This is a genomic window from Nocardioides sp. Z13_37 (assembly GCF_058355585.1).
Genome location: NZ_JBZGDV010000007.1, coordinates 239649 through 257652, shown reverse-complemented (window position 1 = coordinate 257652; position 18004 = coordinate 239649). Strand labels below are relative to the sequence as shown.

The following is an 18004-nucleotide window of genomic DNA, read 5'->3' as shown; positions in this document are numbered from 1 at the left end:
GCCGTGGTCGGCGACGAGCCGCTCGACCTGGGTCCGCCGCCGGCGGAGGAGGCCCGCGAGGTGTGGCCCTTCCCGGAGATCGCCTCGACCAACCTGCTGGCCGCGTTGGAGGCGATGCAACGCGGCCTCGATCCCGAGGTGCCGCTGGTCGTGGCCCGGCATGCCTGCGACGTCCCCGGCGATGACCCGGACGCCTCGGTGCTGGCGTCGGTGCTGCGGCTGCTCGACCTCTACGAGGAGCACCGCGACCGGCTGCTGCGGCGCAACGACTTCACGCCGGGGTGGGACCTCGTGGCCGCGGCAGCCGTGGTGGCCCGCACTCCGGCGGCACCGGTGCCCGATCAGTACACCTAACGGTCGGCGCGGGGTGGGGCCTCGCGCAGCAGCCACCACCCCGCCAGCCACGCGGCGGCGCCGGCGACGACCTCGACGTGCAGGTCGGCCATGACCACGGCGACCATCGTGGTCGCCGCGACCGAGCCGAACCCGTCGAGTGCCATCAGCGCCCGAGCGACCGACTGTGCTGCGGGGCCGTGTCGGGGGCCGCGGCCCGGGCGGCCGTCACCGCTGCGCGGCGACGCGCGTCGAGGGCCGAGGACCGGCGGGCGAGCCGCTGGTCGAGCAGCTCCGCGGCCTCCGCGGTGCGCCCCGCCATCGCGAGGGTGTGCACGAGGGTGTCCTCGACGACCTCGCGCTGGGCCCGGCTGCCGCCCAGCGGCGTCAACCTGCCGACGATGCCGGTGAGGGTCGTCGCGGCGGCGTCCCAGCGCTCCTCGACGACCTCGAGGAGCCCGTCGCAGAGCGGGGCGACGACGTCGCGCAGGACCCGGTCGTCGCTCTGCCGTGCCCCGGCGCCCAGCGCGGCCAGCGCGGCCGCGTCGCCATCGGCCGCGAGCAGCACGGCGCTGTGCATCGCCGCGAACGGCGTGGGCGGCGACGTCAGCCACTCGGCGGGCGCCTGGGCGCGCACCTCGGCGACGGGCAGGTCGTCGGTCCAGGCGCCGGTCATCCGCCCGCGCCACAGCAGCGACCCGCTGTCGACCACGACCCGGCTGCCGCTCACGACCGAGGGGGCGAGCTCGCGGGCGTAGCGGCGGCGGACCGCCTCCACGTCGTCCTGCATCAGCTCGTGGAGGGCGGCGTGCCAGGAGAAGTGCGAGCGGTGGTTGGCCTCCGGGCCGCGGGTGCGGATCCACTCGTCGAGCCAGGCCAGCCCCGCGACGTGGTCGCCGGTCTCGTAGTGGACGTGGGCGCGGGCGTGGACCGCGTGGCCCGAGGCGGGCTCGACCGAGAGGGCGTAGGAGGCCAGCTCCTCGGCCTCGGCCCAGCGCTCCTGGTCCTGCCGGACGAACGCCAGCTGGCCGGCGTACCACCAGTCGTCGCCGTAGGCGCGGCCCAGCGACTCGACGAGGTCAGCGGTCTGGGGGCCGCTGGTGAGGCCGCCGAAGGCGACGGTCGGCACGGCGACGCTGACGGCGAGCGCGTCGCGGGGGAACAGGCGCACGTGCCGCAGCAGCGCGGCGGCGCCGGTGGCCTCGTCGGTGCGCAGGCGCGTGGTGACGGCGTCGAGGAACGACGACTCGCGGTCGTCGAGGTGGCGCTCGGCCGCGGCCCGGTGCGCGGCGCGCAGGGACTGCCGCCACTGCGCGGTCGTGCCCCACTCGTGCCCGAGCAGCGCCAGGGCGGCGTGGGCGAGCACGAAGCCCTCGTCGGCGGCGACGGCGTCGGCGAGACCCTCCTCGACGCCGTCCTGCAGGCGCAGCAGGCGCCCGAGGGCCGCGTTGTAGCGGTCGGCGGCGTCCTGGCTGGTGGAGAGGGTGAGCCCGGAGGGGTCGGCCGGGCGGCGGCGGGACTCGCCGTGCAGCGAGCGGCTGACGATCCGGGCGACGTCGTAGGCCTGCTCGCGGATCTCGGGCATGGCCGTGGACTCCCACAGGTTGCCGCGGCGCAGCGAGCCGACGGCGAGGAACGGGAGCGTGTCGGGCAGGGTGCCGAGGATCCGGCCGTCGTCGGCGGTGTCGATGCCCAGGCCAGCGGGGCCGGGGCGGACGAGCCCGGACTGGGCGAGCCGGGTCAGCATCGGGTCGGCCGTGATGGAGCCGACGGGGCCGGTGCAGTTGACGACCGCCGCGACCCGCAGCGTCGTGCCGTCGTCGAGGGTGATGTGGAGGGCCGTGTCGTCGGCGCGCACGGAGGCGAGGGTGCCCTTGTGGCGCACGAGCCGGCCCTCGGTCGCGACGGCGTCGAGGCGCCGCGCCGTGGCGGGTGCCATCCGGTGGCGGCGGACGTCCCACGAGCGGGCGTCCTCGGCGATGAAGCGGCGCTTGTCGGCGTCCGAGAGTCCCCGCCAGAGCTGGGCGGTGACCGGGCGCAGCCCGTCGATGGCGGCGCGCCAGTCGCCGGTGGCCTCGACGGTCTCCTCGACGTGCGCGGCGAGCGTGGAGCGCAGCGTGTCGAGGTCCTGGGTGCGGGTGATGCCGGGCGGCGGCGGCACGGGCGGCGTGGTCGGCAGCACGTGGGCGTGGGGCATCGCGTCGCTGCGCGAGACGACGTGGATGGTGCGGTCGGGACGGTCGGCACTGATTGCGAGGTCGACCATGGTCAGGCCCGAGCCGAGCATCAGCACGTCGCCGACCGCCGGGATCGGCTGCGTCCACGGGTCGGCCACCAGCCGCGGGTCCTCGGCCAGCTCGGGCGGGGCCCAGCCGATGCCGGGCCGGCTGCCGGTCGCGAGCACGACCGCGCGCGCCTCGAGCCGGTCGCCGTCGGAGAGCTCCACGACGAACCTCTCGCCCGAGCGGGCGATGTCGGCGACCTCCGCGCGACGGCGTACGAGCTGGGCGTTGCCCGGGAACTCGGTCGCGGTCGTCAGCAGGCTCTCGACGTAGCGGCCGAAGACGGCGCGCGGGGCGAAGTCGTGGGGCTGGAAGTCGGGGTCGTGGTGGGTGCGCAGCCACCGCAGGAAGTGCTCGGGGTCGCGGGGGAACGCGCTCATGCCCGACGCCGGGACGTTGAGGAGGTGCCGCTCGTCGGTGGTGGAGTAGGCCTGGCCGCGGCCGGTGCTGGGGGCCGGGTCGACCAGCTCGACCCGGAAGCGGGAGGACAGGGCCGTCACCAGGTGGGTGGCGACCAGCGTGCCGCCGGCGCCTGCTCCGACGACGACGACCCGGCACTCTCCCTCGTTCGTCACCACGGCGCAGTCTCCTTTAGTCGAGTGGATTACTCGACTTACGATATCAGGGGCGGCTGGGCTCCCGGGCATCCGGGTGCCGGCGTGGCGGCTCACAGGGTGCGGCGCATCACCACCCGGGGAAATCCCGCCGACGTCGCGGTGGTGGGGGCGGCGAGCTCGAAGCCGGCGTCCGCGAAGAGCTTGCGGGTGCCGACGTAGGCCATCGTCAGGTCGACCTTCTCCCCACGGTTGTCGACGGGGTAGCCCTCGACGACCGGGGCGCCGCGGCGGGCGGCGTAGGCCACGGCCCCCTCGAGCAGGACGTGCGAGATGCCGCGGCCGCGGTGGCCCGGGCGGACTCGGATGCACCACACCGACCAGGCGGGCTCGTCGTCGATGACCGGGATCTTGGTGGAGCGGGCGAAGGGCAGCTCGGCGCGCGGGGCGACGGCCGCCCACCCGACGACCTCGCTCCCGTCGTAGGCGAGCACCCCCGGCTTGGTCGGCCGGCGGGTGAGCGCCTCGACCCGGGCCGCGCGCGCCGGGCCCGCCAGCTCGCGGTTCTCCTTGGCCGGGATGCGGTGGCTGAGGCACCAGCACACGTTGGAGCCGGGATTCTTCGGGCCGACCATCGTGCGCACGTCGTCGAATCGGGCGTGGGTGGCGGGGTGGACGGTGAGGTCGCCGGAGGCGACGAGGGGAGTCGTGGCCATGCAGGCACGCTAGACCCGCGCACCGACATCCGCCCCGACCCGCGACCGGGTTGAATGGCGACATGGACGCACCAGTGGCACCGGTCCTGCGCCGGATCGGGCTCCTCGGCGGGATGAGCTGGGAGAGCTCGGCGCTCTACTACGCCATCGTGAACGAGGCCGTCCGCGACCGGCTCGGCGGCCTCCACTCGGCACGGGTGGTGATGGCCTCGGTCGACTTCGCCGACGTCGAGGCCCTCCAGGCGAGCGGCGACTGGGACGCGGCGGGCGAGCTGCTCGCGGCCGAGGCCGCAGCGCTCGAGTCGGCGGGCGCGGAGTGCCTGGTGCTGTGCACCAACACGATGCACAAGGTCGCCGGGGCGATCGAGGAGGCGATCGGGATCCCGTTGATCCACATCGTCGACGTGACCGCCGCGGCCGTCCGCGGGGCCGGGCTGCGCCGGGTCGCCCTGCTCGGCACGAGGTTCACCATGGAGCAGTCGTTCGTCCGCGAGCGCCTGGCCGGCCACGGCGTGGAGGCGATCGTGCCCGCGGGCGACGACCTCGAGCTCGTGCACCGGGTGATCTACGACGAGCTGGTCCGCGGCGTCGTACGCCCGCAGTCGCGAGGGGCCTACGTCGACGTCGTGGCGCGGCTGGTCGCGCGCGGCGCCGAGGGCGTCGTGCTGGGCTGCACCGAGATCGAGCTGCTGCTCGGTCCCGACGACGTCGACGTCCCGGTCTTCGCCACCACCCGCCTGCACGCCCTGGCCGCCGTCGACTTCTCGCTCGGCTGACCGGTCGCCCCGGCGGCGGGGGAGCGGTCGCCGGCGGCGTCAGTCCTGCGCCGGCCAGAGGGAGTGGTAGGCGTTGACGGCCGGCTGCCCGCCCAGGTGGGCGTAGAGCACGTGCGAGTCGCGCGGGATGTCGCCCGCGCTGACGAGGTCGATGAGCCCGGCCAGCGACTTCCCCTCGTAGACCGGGTCGGTGATCATCGCCTCGAGCTGCGCGCCCAGCGCCATCGCCTCCATCGTCGAGTCGACCGGGATGCCGTAGAGGTCGCCGGCCCATCCCTCGAGCACGGTGATCTCGTCGTCGCGCAGGTCGCGGCCGAGCTCGATGAGCTCGGCGGTGTGCCGGGCGATGCGCTCGACCTGGTCGCGGGTCGTGTCGATGGTCGCGCTGGCGTCGATGCCCAGGACGCGGCGGCGCACGCCGGTGAGGTCCTCGAGGGCCGCGAAGCCGGCGACCATGCCCGCGTGGGTCGAGCCGGTGACGGTGCAGACGACGATGGTGTCGAAGGTGACGCCCAGCGCCTTCTCCTGCTCGGCCACCTCGAAGGCCCAGTTGGCGAACCCGAGGCCGCCGAGCCGGTGCTCGCTCGCGCCGGCCGGGATGGCGTACGGCGTGCCGCCGGCCTCCTCGACCTCGCGGATCGCGTCCTTCCACGAGTCGCGGATGCCGATGTCGAAGCCGCTCGGGTCGAGCCGCGAGTCGGCGCCCATCATGCGGCTGAGCAGGATGTTGCCGACCTGCGTGGCGGCCGGGTCGTCCCACGGCACCCACCGCTCCTGCACCAGGCGGCACCTCAGGCCGAGGTGGGCGGCGACGGCGGCCACCTGGCGCGTGTGGTTGGACTGGTAGCCGCCGATGGAGACCAGGGTGTCGGCGCCGCTTGCCAGCACGTCGGGGACGATGTACTCCAGCTTGCGGACCTTGTTGCCGCCGTAGGCGAGGCCGCTGTTGACGTCCTCGCGCTTGGCCCACACCTGCGCGCCGCCGCCGCGCGCGGCGAGGTGCTCGCTCAGGCGCCGGAGGTGGTGCACGGGCGAGGGTCCGAAGGTGAGCGGGTGGCGCTCGAACCGGTCGAGGATCACGGGGGTCTCCTGGCGTCGGGACGGATCCCTCAATATGGCGGACCGGTCAAGGGGGTACCACCGACCATGCCCTCGCTCGCCACCCGCGTCGTCGTGCGCTCCTTCGCCCTGCTCGCCGCGGCGCGCTCCGCGCCGGCGTTCCACCCCCGCGGCGTGGTCTACGAGGGTCGCGCCGAGGTGCGGGGTGCCGGGCCGCTGCCGGCGGGCCGGGTGGACTGCCTGGTCCGGCTGTCGAAGGGCATCGGCACCCCGCGCGGGGCGCCGGACCTCCTCGGCCTCGCCGTGCGGCTGCTCCACGACCCGCCGGTCGACGTGCTGTGCACGACGGCGCCGGGCGGCGCGCGGTGGCAGCGCTACCTCCTGGCGCCGAGGGCGCGGTGGGCCGGTGCGACGCTGACGTCCTTGATGTGGTGGCGCTCGCCGTCGGGGGAGCGGCTCCAGGTCGTCGTGGACGTGCCGGACCCGCGCCTGGACTCGCCGGAGCCCGACGTGCTCGTCGGCCGGATGCCCGTCGATCTCACGCTGCGCGTCGTGGGCCCGGGCGGTGACGTCCAGTCGGTCAGGGTCCGCGTGGCGCGCCGCTCCGAGGAGCCGCGTCCCGACCTCGACCCGGTGCTCCACCGGCCGCTGCCGTGGCGGCTCGGCCCGCGCTGGCTGGCCGCGCTGCGCGAGCGTGCGTACGTCGGCAGTCGCGCGGGTCAGCCGCGGGAGGGCGAGCAGAGCGCACACTGAGGTCATGCTGACCGTCATCGTGGCGCTGACCGCCAACGCGATCCTGGCTGTGCTCAAGAGCGTCGCCGCGGTCGTCACCGGCTCCGCGTCGATGGTCGCCGAGGCCTCCCACTCCTGGGCCGACACCGGCAACGAGATCTTCCTGGTGGTGGCCGAGCGCAGGTCGGACACGCCGCCCGACGACGAGCACCCCCTCGGCTACGGCCGCGCCGCCTACGTCTGGTCGATGATCGCCGCGTTCGGCCTGTTCGCGGTAGGCGCGGCGGTGTCGGTCATCCACGGCCTCCAGTCGCTCGGCTCCGACGAGCGCGATGCCGACTACCTGTGGGCCTACCTGGTGCTGGGCGTCGCCTTCGTGCTCGAGGGCACCTCCTTCCTCCAGGCGCGCCGCGAGGTCAGGCGCGGGGCGGCCTCGGCCAAGGTCAGCCGGGTGCAGTTCCTGGACCAGACGTCCGACCCCACCCTGCGCGCGGTCTTCTTCGAGGACGCGGCGGCGCTGGTCGGCATCGTCATCGCGCTCGCCGGCCTGGTGCTCCACGAGGTCACCGGCGACGCCGTGTGGGACGCGATCGGGTCGATCCTCGTCGGCCTGCTCCTCGGCTTCATCGCGATCTACCTCCTGCGCCGCAACATGGCGTTCCTCGTCGGCCAGGTCGCCGATCCGCGCATCTACGCCTCGGTGCTGCGCCGGCTGGAGGAGCAACCCGGGGTGCAGTCGGTCAACACCCTGCACCTGGAGTACGTCGGCCCGGAGCGGCTCTTCCTCGTCGGGTCGGTCGACCTGGTCGGCGACCACGCCGAGAGCGAGGTCGCCGAAGAGCTGCAACGCCTCGAGGACGGGCTGGAGCAGGACCCGCAGATCGCGCGGGCGGTGCTGTCGCTGGCCGCGCCGGGACGCCCGCCGAGCGTGGGGCACGGGCGCGGGAACATCCACGATGGTTGAGTGTTGAACCAGTTATGAAGAAGATCGGGTTCCTGAACTTCGGCCACTGGACCGACTCGCCGCAGTCCGCGGTGCGCTCGGCCTCCGACACGCTCCTGCAGTCCATCGACCTCGCCGTGGCCGCCGAGGAGCTCGGCGCGGACGGGGCGTACTTCCGGGTGCACCACTTCGCCCGCCAGCTCGCCTCGCCGTTCCCGCTCCTGGCCGCCGTCGGCGCGCGCACCAGCCGCATCGAGATCGGCACCGGCGTGATCGACATGCGCTACGAGAACCCGCTCTACATGGCCGAGGACGCCGGGTCCGCCGACCTCATCGCCGGCGGCAGGCTCCAGCTCGGCATCAGCCGGGGATCACCGGAGCAGGTGATCGACGGGTGGCGCTACTTCGGCTACGCCCCCGCTGAGGGCGAGGACCAGGCCGACATGGCCCGGCGCCACACCGACGTGCTGCTCCAGGTGCTGCAGGGCGAGGGGTTCGCCCAGCCCAGCCCGCGGCCGATGTTCCCCAACCCGCCGGGGCTGCTGCGCATCGAGCCGCACTCCGAGGGCCTGCGCGAGCGCATCTGGTGGGGCGCGGCCTCCGACGCCACCGCCCGTTGGGCCGCGGAGAAGGGCATGCACCTGATGAGCTCCACGCTCAAGGCGGACGAGACGGGCGAGCCCTTCCACGTCCAGCAGCGCAAGCAGATCGAGGTGTTCCGCGACGCCTGGCGCGAGGCCGGCCACGAGGGCGAGCCCCGGGTGTCGGTCAGCCGGTCGATCATGCCGATCACCACCGACCTCGACCGGATGTACTTCGGCCACGAGGGCACCAGCTCCGACCAGTTCGGCCAGATCGAGGCCAACCTGCGCGCGGTCTTCGGCAAGACCTACGCCGCCGAGCCCGACGTGCTGGTCGAGGAGCTCGCCGCCGACGAGGCGGTCGCCGCTGCCGACACGCTGCTGCTCACCGTGCCCAACCAGCTCGGCGTGGACTACAACGCCCACCTGCTGGAGTCGGTGCTCACCGACGTCGCCCCCGGCCTCGGCTGGCGCTGAGCGCTCGGCCCCGCCCGGCGGCGTACGCCCTGACGCCCGGCGGCGTACGCCCTCAGGCCCCGACTTGGAGGCCTGGTCTGACACCTGGAGGCCGTTGCAACCCCCTCCAGGTGTCGGAGTCCCCGCTCGAGCGGGGACTCCGACAGCGACAGCGAGGCGGACAGCAGAAAACCCCGGGGTCAGGGGGCGGCGGCGCGGAGCTTGTCGAGGAGCGGCCCGGCGGCCTCGGAGAGGAACCGGTCCTGACCCTCGTCGCCGACCTGCACGAGCGCCACGTCGGTGAAGCCCGCCTCCCAGTAGGCCGAGACCGCCTCGACGATCTTGTCGAGGTCGGGACCGCAGGGGATCGACTCCCCGACGTCCTCGGGGCGCACGTACGCCGTCGCGCCGGAGAACCCGGCGGGGGTCGGCAGGTCGGCGTTGACCGACCAGCCGCCGCCGAACCAGCGGAACTGCTCGTGCGCCCGGGCGAGGGCGGCGTCCTCGTCGGGGTCCCAGCAGATCGGGATCTGGCCGACCGCCCGGGCTTCGCCGCCGATGCGCGGGGCGCCGTCGACGGAGTTCCACGACTCGACGATGTCCGCCTTCGGCTCGACAGCGACCAGGTGGTCGGCCAGGGGCGCGAACCGCTCGATCGCGCGGTCGCCGGCCACCGCGACGCCGATGTCCACGCCCTCCTCGGGGAGGTCCCAGACGCGCGCGGAGTCGACCTGGAAGAACTCGCCGCGGTGGTCGACCAGGTCGCCGGTGTGCAGCGCGCGGATCACCTCGATGGCCTCGGCCAGCATGTCCTGCCGCTCGGCGAGCGCCGGCCAGCCCTGCCCCACCACGTGCTCGTTGAGGTTCTCCCCGCTGCCGAGGCCGAGGACGAACCTGCCCTCGGCCAGGATCTGCAGCGTCGCCGACTTCTGCGCCACCACGGCCGGGTGGTAGCGCAGCGTCGGGCACGTCACGTAGGTCATCAGGCCCACGCGTTCGGTCGCCTGGGCCACCGCGCCGAGGGTCGTCCAGGCGTACGGGGCGTGCCCCTGCTCGGTCAGCCACGGCGAGTAGTGGTCGCTCATCACCTCGAAGTCGAAGCCGGCCCGCTCCGCGGCGACGGCGTAGGACACCAGCTCCCGCGGGCCGCTCTGCTCGGTCATCAGGGTGTAGCCGAAACGCGTCATGCCTCGACGGTAGCCAGCCGACGCGGGGCACCCACCACCCAGCGAGGTGAGGCGTGGGCAGGGGCTCGCTGGTTGTGTGGAGGGTCCCCGACGAGCAGGAGGCGCACGTGAGCGGCACCGACGGCAACCACGACGAGCACGACGAGCACGACGACCAGCAGGACTCCCAGCAGGACGGCCAGGTCTCCGAGATGGCCGCGGCCGGCGGTGAGCCCGAGCCGATCAGCTCCGGTGACTCCGTCGCCGGGCAGCCCGACCCCCACCCCGGCGAGGTCGACGAGGGTGCCCAGGGGCCCGACGCCATCCCCGACGACCCCACCGGCGAGCACCCCCACAAGCCCTGAGACCCCTGGCGGCCGCGCCCCCGCGGCGGTCCTGTAGGAACGTCCCATGAGCAGACCAGTTGTCGTCGTCGTGGGGGCCGGTCCGGGCGTGAGCGGGTCGCTCGCGCGCCGCTTCGCCGACGAGGGGTACGACGTGGCCCTGCTGGGCCAGGACCAGGCCGTCCTCGACGAGCTGGCCGCCGACCTCGAGCGGCGCGGCGCGACCGTGGGGCACGCCCGCGTGGACGTCACCGACGAGCAGGCCACCCGCGCGGCCGTACGCCGCTTCGGCGAGCACACCGGCCGGATCGACGTGCTGCACTTCAACCCCAGCGTCTTCCGGCAGAAGGACCCGCTCGAGCTGACCGTCGCCGAGCTCCTCGACGACGTCGCGCTGGGCGTGGGCGCGCTGCTGACGGTCGTGCAGGCGGCGCGACCCTTCATGTCGCCCGGCGCGCGGATCAGCGTGACCGGCAGCGTGGCCGCCGACGACCCGTGGGAGGGCGCGGCGTCGCTGGGCGTGCAGAAGGCCGGCGTGCGCAACCTGGTGCAGAGCATCGACAAGACCCTCGCGCCCCACGGGATCCGCGCGGTCTCGGTGACGGTGCGCGGCGCCCTGGCGCGCGAGGGCGCGTTCGCCCCGGACCGGGTGGCCGAGGCGCTGTGGTCGGCCGTCACGACGGACGAGGGCGACTGGCGCTCCGAGGTCGCCTACGACGGGTGAGGCGTCAGCCCTTGCGGCCGAGGACCACGTAGGCGATCGGGCCGACCGGCTGCACCGACAGCGCCGGGAGCCACAGCAGCTTGGGCCCGCGCACCTTGTCGGAGGGGCGCCGCTTGAGGTCCCGGGCGCACCACGCGGTCAGCGCGACCTCGGCGATCCCGGCCGCGGCGACGAGCTTCCTCTGGGTGGGCGTCAGGTCGCTCCACGACTTCTTCTGTGCCATGGCCGCAGGCTACCGGGGCCGGAGACGTGGGGCGCTCGGGCGCCGGTGCTCAGGCCTCCTTGGCCACCAGCGTCAGCACGTCGTAGGTCGCCACGGGGTCACCGTCCTGGTTGGTCACCAGGGCGTCCCAGCGCACCTCGCCGTAGTCGGCCGACGACCGCGGTGTCATCTGCTTGACCGTGAGCGTCACGCGGATGGTGTCGCCGGCCTTCACCGGGGTCAGGAACCGCAGGTCGTCGACGCCGAAGTTGGCGAGCACCGGCCCGGGCGCGGGGTCGACGAAGAGCCCGGCGGCCATCGACACGATGAGGTAGCCGTGGGCGACGATGCCCCCGAAGAGCGGGTTGCGCGCCGCGGCCTCCGGGTCGGTGTGGGCGTAGAACGTGTCACCGGTGAACTCCGAGAAGTGGTCGATGTCCTCGCGCGAGATCGTGCGCGGCTCGGAGGTGATCGTGTCGCCGATGCGCAGCGTGGCGAGCGAGTGGCGGAACGGGTGCTCGGGGGTCTCGGTGCGCCGCGACCCGCGCGTCCACCGCCCGGTGATCGCGGTGAGCATGTCGGGGGAGGCCTGGATCGCGGAGCGCTGCATGTGGTGCAGCACGCCGCGTACGCCGCCGAGCTCCTCGCCGCCGCCGGCGCGGCCCGGACCTCCGTGCACGAGCATCGGCAGGGGCGAGCCGTGCCCGGTGCTCTCCGGGGCGTCGTCGCGGTCGAGAACGAGGATGCGCCCGTGCCACGGCGCGAGGCCGAGCACGAGCGTGCGGGCCACCGCCGGGTCGTGCGTCACGACCGAGCCGACCAGCGAGCCCTTGCCGCGCGCCGCGAGGGTGACCGCCTCGTCGAGCGAGTCGTAGGACAGCACCGTCGAGACGGGGCCGAACGGCTCGACGTCGTGCGGCTCGACCGCCCCGGCGCGGGCCCGCAGCAGCACCGGCTGCATGAACGCGCCGCGCTCGGCGTCGCCGAGGAAGCCCGAGGTGGCGCTGGGGTCGCCCTGGACGACGTCGGCGGAGGAACGCAGCGCCTCGACCGCCTTGCGCACCTCCTCGCGCTGCCCGAGGGAGGCGAGCGGACCCATCCGCACCGACTCGTCGCCGGGGTCGCCGACGGTGATGGTGGCCAGTCTGGCCGCGATCGCGTCGGTCATCTCGTCGGCCACCGCAGACGGCACGATCGCGCGGCGGATCGCCGTGCACTTCTGGCCGGCCTTTGCGGTCATCTCGGTCACCACGCCCTTGACGAAGAGGTCCCACTCGGGGTCGTCGGGCGTGACGTCCGGACCGAGGATCGAGCAGTTGAGCGAGTCGGCCTCGACCTGCAGCGCGACGCCGCCGTGCAGCACGGACGGGTGCTGGCGCAGGATGCCTGCGGTGTGCGCCGAGCCGGTGAACGCGACGGAGTCCTGCACGCCGAGGTGGTCGAGCAGGTCGCCGGCGGAGCCGGCCAGCAGCTGCAGCGAGCCCTCGGGGAGGATGCCGGACTCGATGATGCGGCGGACCACCAGCTCGGTGAGGTACGCCGTCTGGCTGGCGGGCTTGACGATCGTCGGCAGCCCGGCGACGAAGGCCGGCGCGAGCTTCTCGAGCATGCCCCAGACGGGGAAGTTGAAGGCGTTGATCTGCACCGCGACCCCGGGGCGCGAGGTGTAGACGTGCTGGCCCAGGAAGACGCCGGTGCGGCCGAGCTGCTCGAGGTCGCCGTCGCACACCACGACGTCGTTGGGCAGCTCGCGACGGGCCTTGGACGAGTAGCTGAAGACCGTGCCGAAGCCCCCGTCGATGTCGATCATCGAGTCGCGCCGGGTCGCTCCCGTGGCCAGGGAGACCTCGTAGAGCTCGTCCTTGAGCCCGCTCAGGTGCGTCGCGAGCTCCTTGAGCAGCAGCGCGCGCTCGTGGAAGGTCAGCTCGCGGATCGCCGGGCCGCCGACGGTGCGCGCGTGGTGCGTCATCGCGCCGAGGTCGAGGCCGGTGCTCGAGATCCGGGCGACCTCCTCGCCGGTGGCGGCGTCGAGCAGCGGGTCGCCCTCGGCAGGGGCGGCGTACCAACGGCCGGCGGCATAGCTCTCGAGCAGTCGGGTCACGGTGGGCTCCTCGCCGATCGGTGTTTGCGTGCGCGGGTGACGGATGCCACACTAATACAGACCGATCGGTCAGTAAATGTGGCCGCACTGCCCAGGCTGGAGGACGGATGACGCTGACCCAGACCGCGCCCGGGGCGTCCGAGGAGGAGCTCGAGCGCCACTTCGAGGCGACCGTCGCGCGCAACGAGCGCATCGAGCCGCGCGACTGGATGCCCGAGGGCTACCGCCGCACTCTCGTGCGCCAGATCGCCCAGCACGCGCACAGCGAGATCATCGGGATGCAGCCCGAGGGCAGCTGGATCACCCGCGCCCCGAGCCTGCGCCGCAAGGCGATCCTGCTCGCCAAGGTGCAGGACGAGGCCGGCCACGGGCTCTACCTCTACTCCGCCGCCGAGACCCTCGGCGTGTCCCGGCTCGAGCTCACCGAGCTCCTGGTCGCCGGGAAGCAGAAGTACTCCTCGATCTTCAACTACCCGACCCTGACCTACGCCGACGTCGGCACGATCGGCTGGCTGGTCGACGGCGCCGCGATCTGCAACCAGGTGCCGCTGTGCCGCACGTCGTACGGGCCCTACGGCCGCGCGATGATCCGCGTGTGCAAGGAGGAGTCCTTCCACCAGCGCCAGGGCTACGAGCTGCTCGCCACGATGATGCGCGGCACCGACGAGCAGCGCGCGATGGTGCAGGAGTCGGTCGACCGCTTCTGGTGGCCGGCGCTGATGATGTTCGGCCCGCCCGACGACGCCTCGCCCAACACCGCGCAGTCGATGGCGTGGGGGATCAAGCGCCACACCAACGACGAGCTGCGCCAGAAGTTCGTCGACATGTCCGTGCCGCAGGCCGAGGCGCTCGGTGTCACGCTGCCCGACCCCGAGCTGCGGTGGAACGCCGAGCGCGGCCACCACGACTTCGGCCAGCCCGACTGGGAGGAGTTCATGGAGGGCGTCAAGGGCAACGGCCCGTGCAACGCCCAGCGCATGGCCCACCGTCGCCGCGCCCACGAGGACGGCGCCTGGGTGCGCGAGGCCGCGACGGCGTACGCCCGCACGCAGGGCGGTGCCCGATGAGCGACCAGCCGACCGGGGCCGACCTCTCCGCCGAGGGCGGCCACGGCGCCGTCCCGCTCCAGGGCGTCCCGACGGGGCAGGGGGTGCCCGCCCCCGAGCCGGAGTGGCCGCTCTACGAGGTGTTCGTGCGCGGCAAGCGCGGGCTCAACCACGTCCACGTCGGATCGCTGCACGCCGCCGACGACCGGATGGCGCTGCTGCACGCCCGCGACGTCTACACCCGGCGCAACGAGGGCGTGAGCATCTGGGTGGTGCGCGCCGACGCGATCACCGCCTCGAGCCCCGACGAGAAGGACCCGATGTTCGCCCCGAGCGGCGACAAGGTCTACCGCCACCCGACCTTCTACGACATCCCCGCCGACGTCCCGCACATGTGACGTCGCCCCATCCTTTCGACAGTCGACGGACCGAGGCCATGGACTCCCACATCGCGACACCCGCCGAGGACGAGCACGACAGCGCCTACTCCGGGCTGCTCGTCAACGACGCCCACTGGGCCTTCGGCACTGCCCCTGTTCCTGACGGGCACGGCGAGGACCCGCTCGCGGGCGTCGACACGACCGTCCCCGACGGCGTCGACGCCGCGGCGCTGGCGGCGTACGCCCTGATGCTGGGCGACGACGCGCTGGTGATGTCGCACCGCGTCTCGGAGTGGACGAGCAACGCGCCCGACCTCGAGGACGACATCGCGCTGTCCAACATCGCGCTCGACCTCCTCGGCCAGGCGCGGCTGCTGCTCGCCCGCGCCGCGAAGGCCGACGCCTCGCTGGTGCCGACGCTCCCCGAGGGCTCGCCCGCCCCGCCCGAGGACGCGCTGGCGTTCTTCCGCGACGCCCACCAGTTCCGCAACGTGCGGCTCGTCGAGCTGGTCAACGGCGACTTCGCCGAGGCCACGGTGCGGGTGCTGCTGTTCTCGGTCTGGCGGCTGGCGAGCCTCGAGCGGCTGCGGGAGAGCCGCGACCACGTGCTGGCCGCCGTCGCCGCCAAGGGCGTCAAGGAGCTGGCCTACCACCGCGACTACGCCGCCCGGTGGTTCGTCACCCTCGCCCGGGGCACCGAGGAGTCGCGGCGCCGGCTCGTCGCCGCGCTCGACGCCCTGTGGCCGCTGTGGCCCGAGCTCTTCGACACCCACCCGGTCGAGGCTGCCGCGGCCGCCGGCGGGGTGGGCGTCGACCCGGCGACCGTCCGGGACGACGCCGAGGCCGTCCTCGACCAGGTGCTGGTCGCTGCCGACGTGCCGCGTCCCGACGCCGCCCGGCGTGCCGGGGTGCTCGGCCGCACCGGGCGCGACGGCATGCACGGCGAGCCGCTGAGCCGGATGCTCGCCGAGATGCAGTCCGTCGCCCGGGCCCACCCGAGGGGGCTGTGGTGAGGCTGACGAGCCGGACGACCGAGCGGGCCCGCCGGGTCGCGGAGCGGGTCACCGACCCCGAGCTGCCGATGCTCTCGCTGGCCGACCTCGGCGTGCTGCGCGACGTCGACGTCGTCGGCGACTCCCACGTCGTCGTCGAGATCACCCCGACCTACTCGGGCTGCCCGGCGATGGCGACGATGCGCGACGACCTGGTGCGCGAGCTGCAGGCCGCGGGGTTCGCCCGGGTCGAGGTGCGCGTCAGCCTGGACCCGGCCTGGACGACCGACTGGATCACGCCTGCCGGCCGCTCGGCCCTCGCCGCCGCCGGCATCTCGCCGCCCGGCCCCGCGCCGTCGTCGACCGGGCCGATCCCGCTGACCCTGCTGCCGACGGCCCGCCAGGTCCGCTGCCCGCAGTGCGGCTCGGCCGCGACCGAGCTGGTCTCGGAGTTCGGGTCGACCGCCTGCAAGGCGCACTACCGCTGCGCCGCCTGCCTCGAGCCCTTCGACCACGTCAAGGAGATCTGAGCGTGGCCACCGCCTTCCACGAGCTCACCGTCAGCCGCGTCGAGCCGCTCACCGACGACTCGGCCGCCGTCACCTTCGAGGTGCCCGACGACCTGCGCGACGTCTTCGCCTTCGAGCCGGGGGAGTCGCTGACGCTGCGCCGGGTCGTCGACGGCGTCGAGCACCGCCGCAGCTACTCCATCTGCGCCCCGGCCGGCGCCGCGCCGCGCATCGGCGTGCGCGAGATCCCCGGCGGCATGTTCTCCTCCTGGCTCATCCACGAGGTGGGGCCGGGGGAGCGGGTCGAGGTCGCTGCGCCGTCGGGGAGCTTCCGCGCCGACCCGTCGATGGCCGGTCGCCACCTCTGCATCGCCGCCGGATCCGGCATCACCCCGATGCTGTCGATCGCGGCGTCCGTGCTGGCCCACCCGGCCAGCTCGGTCACCCTGCTCTACGGCAACCGCGAGACGACGTCGGTGATGTTCGCCGAGGAGCTCAGCGACCTCAAGAACCTCCACGGCCCGCGCTTCGACCTCGTCCACGTGCTCTCGCGCGAGCCCCGCGACGTCGAGCTCTTCAGCGGACGCCTCGACGCCGACCGGCTGCGCCGGCTGCTGCCGCTCAAGGTGCCGCTCGCGGCGCTCGACCACGTGTGGCTGTGCGGCCCGCTCGGCCTCATCGAGGACTCCCGCGCCGTGCTCGCGGAGCTGGGCGTGCCGCAGGAGAAGGTGCACTTCGAGCTGTTCTTCGTCGACGAGCCGCCGCCGGAGCTGCACCACGCGCAGCGGGTGGTGGAGGGCGTCACCAGCGACGTCACCGTCGTGCTCGACGGGCGTACGACGACCACGCCGATGCCGCGCGGCGCGACGGTGCTCGACTCCGCCCAGGCCGTGCGCAGCGACCTGCCGTTCGCCTGCAAGGGCGGCGTCTGCGGCACGTGCCGCGCCAAGGTCGTCGCCGGAGACGTGGAGATGGTGCGCAACTACGCCCTCGAGCCCGACGAGGTCGCCCGGCAGTTCGTGCTGACCTGCCAGACCTACCCGGTCGGCGACGCCGTGACCATCGACTTCGATGCCTGACCCGGCGCGCGCGATGTGGGCGGCCGACGCGGCCAGCGCCATGCTCGGGATGCGGCTCGAGGACGTCGGCGACGGCGTCGCCCGGGTCTCGATGGTGGTGCGTCCCGACATGGTCAACGGCCACGACCTGTGCCACGGCGGCCTCGTCGCGGCACTCGCCGACTCGGCGTTCGCGCTCGCCTGCAACTCCCGCGGGCCCGTGACGGTGGCGGCGGGGTTCTCCGTCGACCTGCTGGCGCCCGCGCACCTGGGCCAGACGCTCCACGCCACGGCCGGCGAGGTGTGGCTGCGCGGTCGGTCGGGGCTCTACGACGTGAGCGTGCGTGCCGACGACCCGGACGCCGGCGAGGTCATCGCTCAGTTCCGCGGCCGGAGCCGGGTGCTGTCCCGTGCATGAGACCGTCGAAGGCCAGCGCCACCAGCGCGTCGGCGAGCGCGTCGGCGTCGATGCCGGGACGCACCCACTCGACGAGCGAGTTGACCATGCCGAACAGCAGCCGGCTGATGACGAGCGGGTCGAGGTCGTCGCGCAGCACGCCCTCGTCGACCGCGTCGCGGACCATGTCGGCCAGCCGCTCGTCGATCGCGCGGCGGCGGGCGAGGGCGGCCTTCTCCACGGGCGTGTTGCCGTGCACGCGCAGCAGCAGCGTGACCGCCGGCAGGTGGTGCACCAGCACCGTGACGCTGGTCCGCACGGCCACCCGCAGCCGCCGGCCGGCGTCGAGGCCCTCTGCGGCCGCCACCTCGTCGAGGGCGGCGGTGAGCGCGTCGAGCGCCTCGTCGACCGCGCTCTGCAGCAGGTGCTCCTTGCTCGGCACGTGGTGGTAGATCGCCGACTTCGTCAGCCCCAGCTCGCGGGCCACGTCGCCGACGCTCGTGGCGTCGTAGCCCTGCCGGTTGAAGAGCTCGACCGCCACCCGCAGCACGGAGTGCTGGTCGTGGCCCGGGCGTCCGCGCCGCGTCGCTCCCTCCGTCATGCGTCCCAGCCTCCCACGACCCGACCCGCGGCCCGCTCCACGACCCGACCCG

General features: G+C 74.0%; 21 protein-coding genes. 13 read left to right on the top strand and 8 right to left on the bottom strand.

Translation table 11 applies throughout. The features are described from left to right. Positions 1 to 3 precede the first annotated feature (3 nt). Complete coding sequence (locus AC4H2S_RS17190; protein WP_491498197.1) at positions 4 to 354, top strand: hypothetical protein; 351 nt, start codon at positions 4 to 6, stop codon at positions 352 to 354. Here the strand turns inward: AC4H2S_RS17190 and AC4H2S_RS17185 are convergent. From AC4H2S_RS17185 to AC4H2S_RS17175, 3 genes are all read right to left on the bottom strand, one after another. Then, the gene (locus tag AC4H2S_RS17185) at positions 351 to 500 is read right to left on the bottom strand and encodes a hypothetical protein (protein WP_491498196.1); all 150 of its coding nucleotides are present in this window, start codon (positions 498 to 500) and stop codon (positions 351 to 353) included. The two genes, AC4H2S_RS17190 and AC4H2S_RS17185, sit on opposite strands and share 4 nt — an antisense overlap. Beyond that, positions 500 to 3190 carry an FAD/NAD(P)-binding protein gene (locus AC4H2S_RS17180; protein ID WP_491498195.1) on the bottom strand — a complete coding sequence of 897 codons (2691 nt, stop codon included), beginning with the start codon at positions 3188 to 3190 and terminating at the stop codon, positions 500 to 502. Before AC4H2S_RS17180 ends, AC4H2S_RS17185 begins: the two co-directional genes overlap by 1 nt. 92 nt (positions 3191 to 3282) lie before the next feature. After that, on the bottom strand, positions 3283 to 3885 hold the full coding sequence (locus AC4H2S_RS17175; RefSeq protein ID WP_491498194.1) for a GNAT family N-acetyltransferase: 603 nt from the start codon (positions 3883 to 3885) through the stop codon (positions 3283 to 3285). A 62-nt stretch (positions 3886 to 3947) separates the two neighbouring features. Between AC4H2S_RS17175 and AC4H2S_RS17170 the strand changes: the two genes are divergently transcribed. Further along, entirely contained in the window at positions 3948 to 4661 is a 714-nt protein-coding gene (locus tag AC4H2S_RS17170) for an aspartate/glutamate racemase family protein (protein ID WP_491498193.1), read from the top strand. Between the two features lie 39 nt (positions 4662 to 4700). On the opposite strand, the gene AC4H2S_RS17165 is transcribed toward AC4H2S_RS17170, so the two are convergent. Beyond that, a complete protein-coding gene (locus AC4H2S_RS17165; RefSeq protein WP_491498192.1) occupies positions 4701 to 5741 on the bottom strand; it encodes a 1-aminocyclopropane-1-carboxylate deaminase in 1041 nt (346 codons plus the stop codon). A gap of 66 nt (positions 5742 to 5807) precedes the next feature. On the opposite strand from AC4H2S_RS17165, the gene AC4H2S_RS17160 reads away from it, so the two are divergent. Genes AC4H2S_RS17160 through AC4H2S_RS17150 form a run of 3 tightly spaced genes read left to right on the top strand, consistent with a single transcriptional unit; the run spans position 5808 to position 8453 of the window. Continuing rightward, complete coding sequence (locus AC4H2S_RS17160) at positions 5808 to 6473, top strand: hypothetical protein (RefSeq protein WP_491498191.1); 666 nt, start codon at positions 5808 to 5810, stop codon at positions 6471 to 6473. 4 nt (positions 6474 to 6477) lie between these two features. Further along, a complete protein-coding gene (locus AC4H2S_RS17155; protein ID WP_491498190.1) occupies positions 6478 to 7416 on the top strand; it encodes a cation diffusion facilitator family transporter in 939 nt (312 codons plus the stop codon). A 14-nt stretch (positions 7417 to 7430) separates the two neighbouring features. Continuing rightward, positions 7431 to 8453 (top strand): LLM class flavin-dependent oxidoreductase, encoded by a 1023-nt coding sequence (locus AC4H2S_RS17150; protein WP_491498189.1) that lies wholly within the window; start codon positions 7431 to 7433, stop codon positions 8451 to 8453. Positions 8454 to 8632: 179 nt separating this feature from the next. Here the strand turns inward: AC4H2S_RS17150 and AC4H2S_RS17145 are convergent, their stop codons facing one another. Continuing rightward, on the bottom strand, positions 8633 to 9619 hold the full coding sequence (locus AC4H2S_RS17145) for an LLM class F420-dependent oxidoreductase (protein ID WP_491498188.1): 987 nt from the start codon (positions 9617 to 9619) through the stop codon (positions 8633 to 8635). A gap of 107 nt (positions 9620 to 9726) precedes the next feature. Here AC4H2S_RS17145 and AC4H2S_RS17140 point away from each other — a divergent pair, with 107 nt between their 5' ends. After that, complete coding sequence (locus AC4H2S_RS17140; RefSeq protein ID WP_491498187.1) at positions 9727 to 9963, top strand: hypothetical protein; 237 nt, start codon at positions 9727 to 9729, stop codon at positions 9961 to 9963. 46 nt (positions 9964 to 10009) lie between these two features. Further along, on the top strand, positions 10010 to 10666 hold the full coding sequence (locus AC4H2S_RS17135; RefSeq protein ID WP_491498186.1) for an SDR family oxidoreductase: 657 nt from the start codon (positions 10010 to 10012) through the stop codon (positions 10664 to 10666). Between the two features lie 4 nt (positions 10667 to 10670). On the opposite strand, the gene AC4H2S_RS17130 is transcribed toward AC4H2S_RS17135, so the two are convergent. Further along, positions 10671 to 10889 (bottom strand): PLD nuclease N-terminal domain-containing protein, encoded by a 219-nt coding sequence (locus AC4H2S_RS17130; RefSeq protein ID WP_491498185.1) that lies wholly within the window; start codon positions 10887 to 10889, stop codon positions 10671 to 10673. A 49-nt stretch (positions 10890 to 10938) separates the two neighbouring features. Then, positions 10939 to 12969: a phenylacetic acid degradation bifunctional protein PaaZ gene (paaZ, locus tag AC4H2S_RS17125; RefSeq protein WP_491498184.1), complete on the bottom strand. Its 2031-nt coding sequence runs from the start codon at positions 12967 to 12969 to the stop codon at positions 10939 to 10941. Between the two features lie 107 nt (positions 12970 to 13076). Between paaZ and paaA the strand changes: the two genes are divergently transcribed. Genes paaA through paaI form a run of 6 tightly spaced genes read left to right on the top strand, consistent with a single transcriptional unit; the run spans position 13077 to position 17372 of the window. Further along, positions 13077 to 14036, top strand: a complete 960-nt coding sequence (gene paaA / locus AC4H2S_RS17120; RefSeq protein WP_491498183.1) for a 1,2-phenylacetyl-CoA epoxidase subunit PaaA — start codon at positions 13077 to 13079, stop codon at positions 14034 to 14036. Then, positions 14033 to 14413, top strand: coding sequence for a 1,2-phenylacetyl-CoA epoxidase subunit PaaB (gene paaB, locus AC4H2S_RS17115; RefSeq protein WP_491498182.1), 381 nt, complete (start codon positions 14033 to 14035; stop codon positions 14411 to 14413). The genes paaA and paaB overlap by 4 nt, the downstream gene beginning before the upstream one ends. A gap of 38 nt (positions 14414 to 14451) precedes the next feature. Beyond that, the gene (gene paaC, locus AC4H2S_RS17110) at positions 14452 to 15408 is read left to right on the top strand and encodes a 1,2-phenylacetyl-CoA epoxidase subunit PaaC (RefSeq protein ID WP_491498181.1); all 957 of its coding nucleotides are present in this window, start codon (positions 14452 to 14454) and stop codon (positions 15406 to 15408) included. Further along, positions 15405 to 15917, top strand: a complete 513-nt coding sequence (gene paaD / locus AC4H2S_RS17105) for a 1,2-phenylacetyl-CoA epoxidase subunit PaaD (RefSeq protein WP_491498180.1) — start codon at positions 15405 to 15407, stop codon at positions 15915 to 15917. The genes paaC and paaD overlap by 4 nt, the downstream gene beginning before the upstream one ends. Positions 15918 to 15919: 2 nt before the next feature. Further along, on the top strand, positions 15920 to 16975 hold the full coding sequence (paaE, locus tag AC4H2S_RS17100) for a 1,2-phenylacetyl-CoA epoxidase subunit PaaE (RefSeq protein ID WP_491498179.1): 1056 nt from the start codon (positions 15920 to 15922) through the stop codon (positions 16973 to 16975). Continuing rightward, complete coding sequence (gene paaI, locus AC4H2S_RS17095) at positions 16968 to 17372, top strand: hydroxyphenylacetyl-CoA thioesterase PaaI (RefSeq protein ID WP_491498178.1); 405 nt, start codon at positions 16968 to 16970, stop codon at positions 17370 to 17372. Before paaE ends, paaI begins: the two co-directional genes overlap by 8 nt. Here the strand turns inward: paaI and AC4H2S_RS17090 are convergent. Then, the gene (locus tag AC4H2S_RS17090; protein WP_491498177.1) at positions 17326 to 17952 is read right to left on the bottom strand and encodes a TetR/AcrR family transcriptional regulator; all 627 of its coding nucleotides are present in this window, start codon (positions 17950 to 17952) and stop codon (positions 17326 to 17328) included. The genes paaI and AC4H2S_RS17090 overlap by 47 nt on opposite strands. Between the last annotated feature and the right edge of the window lie 52 nt (positions 17953 to 18004).

Bases quoted from the DNA above. Each gene is read 5' to 3' on its own strand.
- AC4H2S_RS17155 (WP_491498190.1), top strand. From the start codon at position 6,478: ATGCTGACCGTCATCGTGGCGCTGACCGCCAACGCGATCCTGGCTGTG.
- AC4H2S_RS17185 (WP_491498196.1), bottom strand. From the start codon at position 500: ATGGCACTCGACGGGTTCGGCTCGGTCGCGGCGACCACGATGGTCGCC.
- AC4H2S_RS17175 (WP_491498194.1), bottom strand. From the start codon at position 3,885: ATGGCCACGACTCCCCTCGTCGCCTCCGGCGACCTCACCGTCCACCCC.
- AC4H2S_RS17150 (WP_491498189.1), top strand. From the start codon at position 7,431: ATGAAGAAGATCGGGTTCCTGAACTTCGGCCACTGGACCGACTCGCCG.
- AC4H2S_RS17090 (WP_491498177.1), bottom strand. From the start codon at position 17,952: ATGACGGAGGGAGCGACGCGGCGCGGACGCCCGGGCCACGACCAGCAC.
- paaB (WP_491498182.1), top strand. From the start codon at position 14,033: ATGAGCGACCAGCCGACCGGGGCCGACCTCTCCGCCGAGGGCGGCCAC.
- AC4H2S_RS17160 (WP_491498191.1), top strand. From the start codon at position 5,808: ATGCCCTCGCTCGCCACCCGCGTCGTCGTGCGCTCCTTCGCCCTGCTC.
- paaI (WP_491498178.1), top strand. From the start codon at position 16,968: ATGCCTGACCCGGCGCGCGCGATGTGGGCGGCCGACGCGGCCAGCGCC.
- AC4H2S_RS17170 (WP_491498193.1), top strand. From the start codon at position 3,948: ATGGACGCACCAGTGGCACCGGTCCTGCGCCGGATCGGGCTCCTCGGC.
- paaC (WP_491498181.1), top strand. From the start codon at position 14,452: ATGGACTCCCACATCGCGACACCCGCCGAGGACGAGCACGACAGCGCC.
- AC4H2S_RS17130 (WP_491498185.1), bottom strand. From the start codon at position 10,889: ATGGCACAGAAGAAGTCGTGGAGCGACCTGACGCCCACCCAGAGGAAG.
- AC4H2S_RS17145 (WP_491498188.1), bottom strand. From the start codon at position 9,619: ATGACGCGTTTCGGCTACACCCTGATGACCGAGCAGAGCGGCCCGCGG.
- paaA (WP_491498183.1), top strand. From the start codon at position 13,077: ATGACGCTGACCCAGACCGCGCCCGGGGCGTCCGAGGAGGAGCTCGAG.
- AC4H2S_RS17135 (WP_491498186.1), top strand. From the start codon at position 10,010: ATGAGCAGACCAGTTGTCGTCGTCGTGGGGGCCGGTCCGGGCGTGAGC.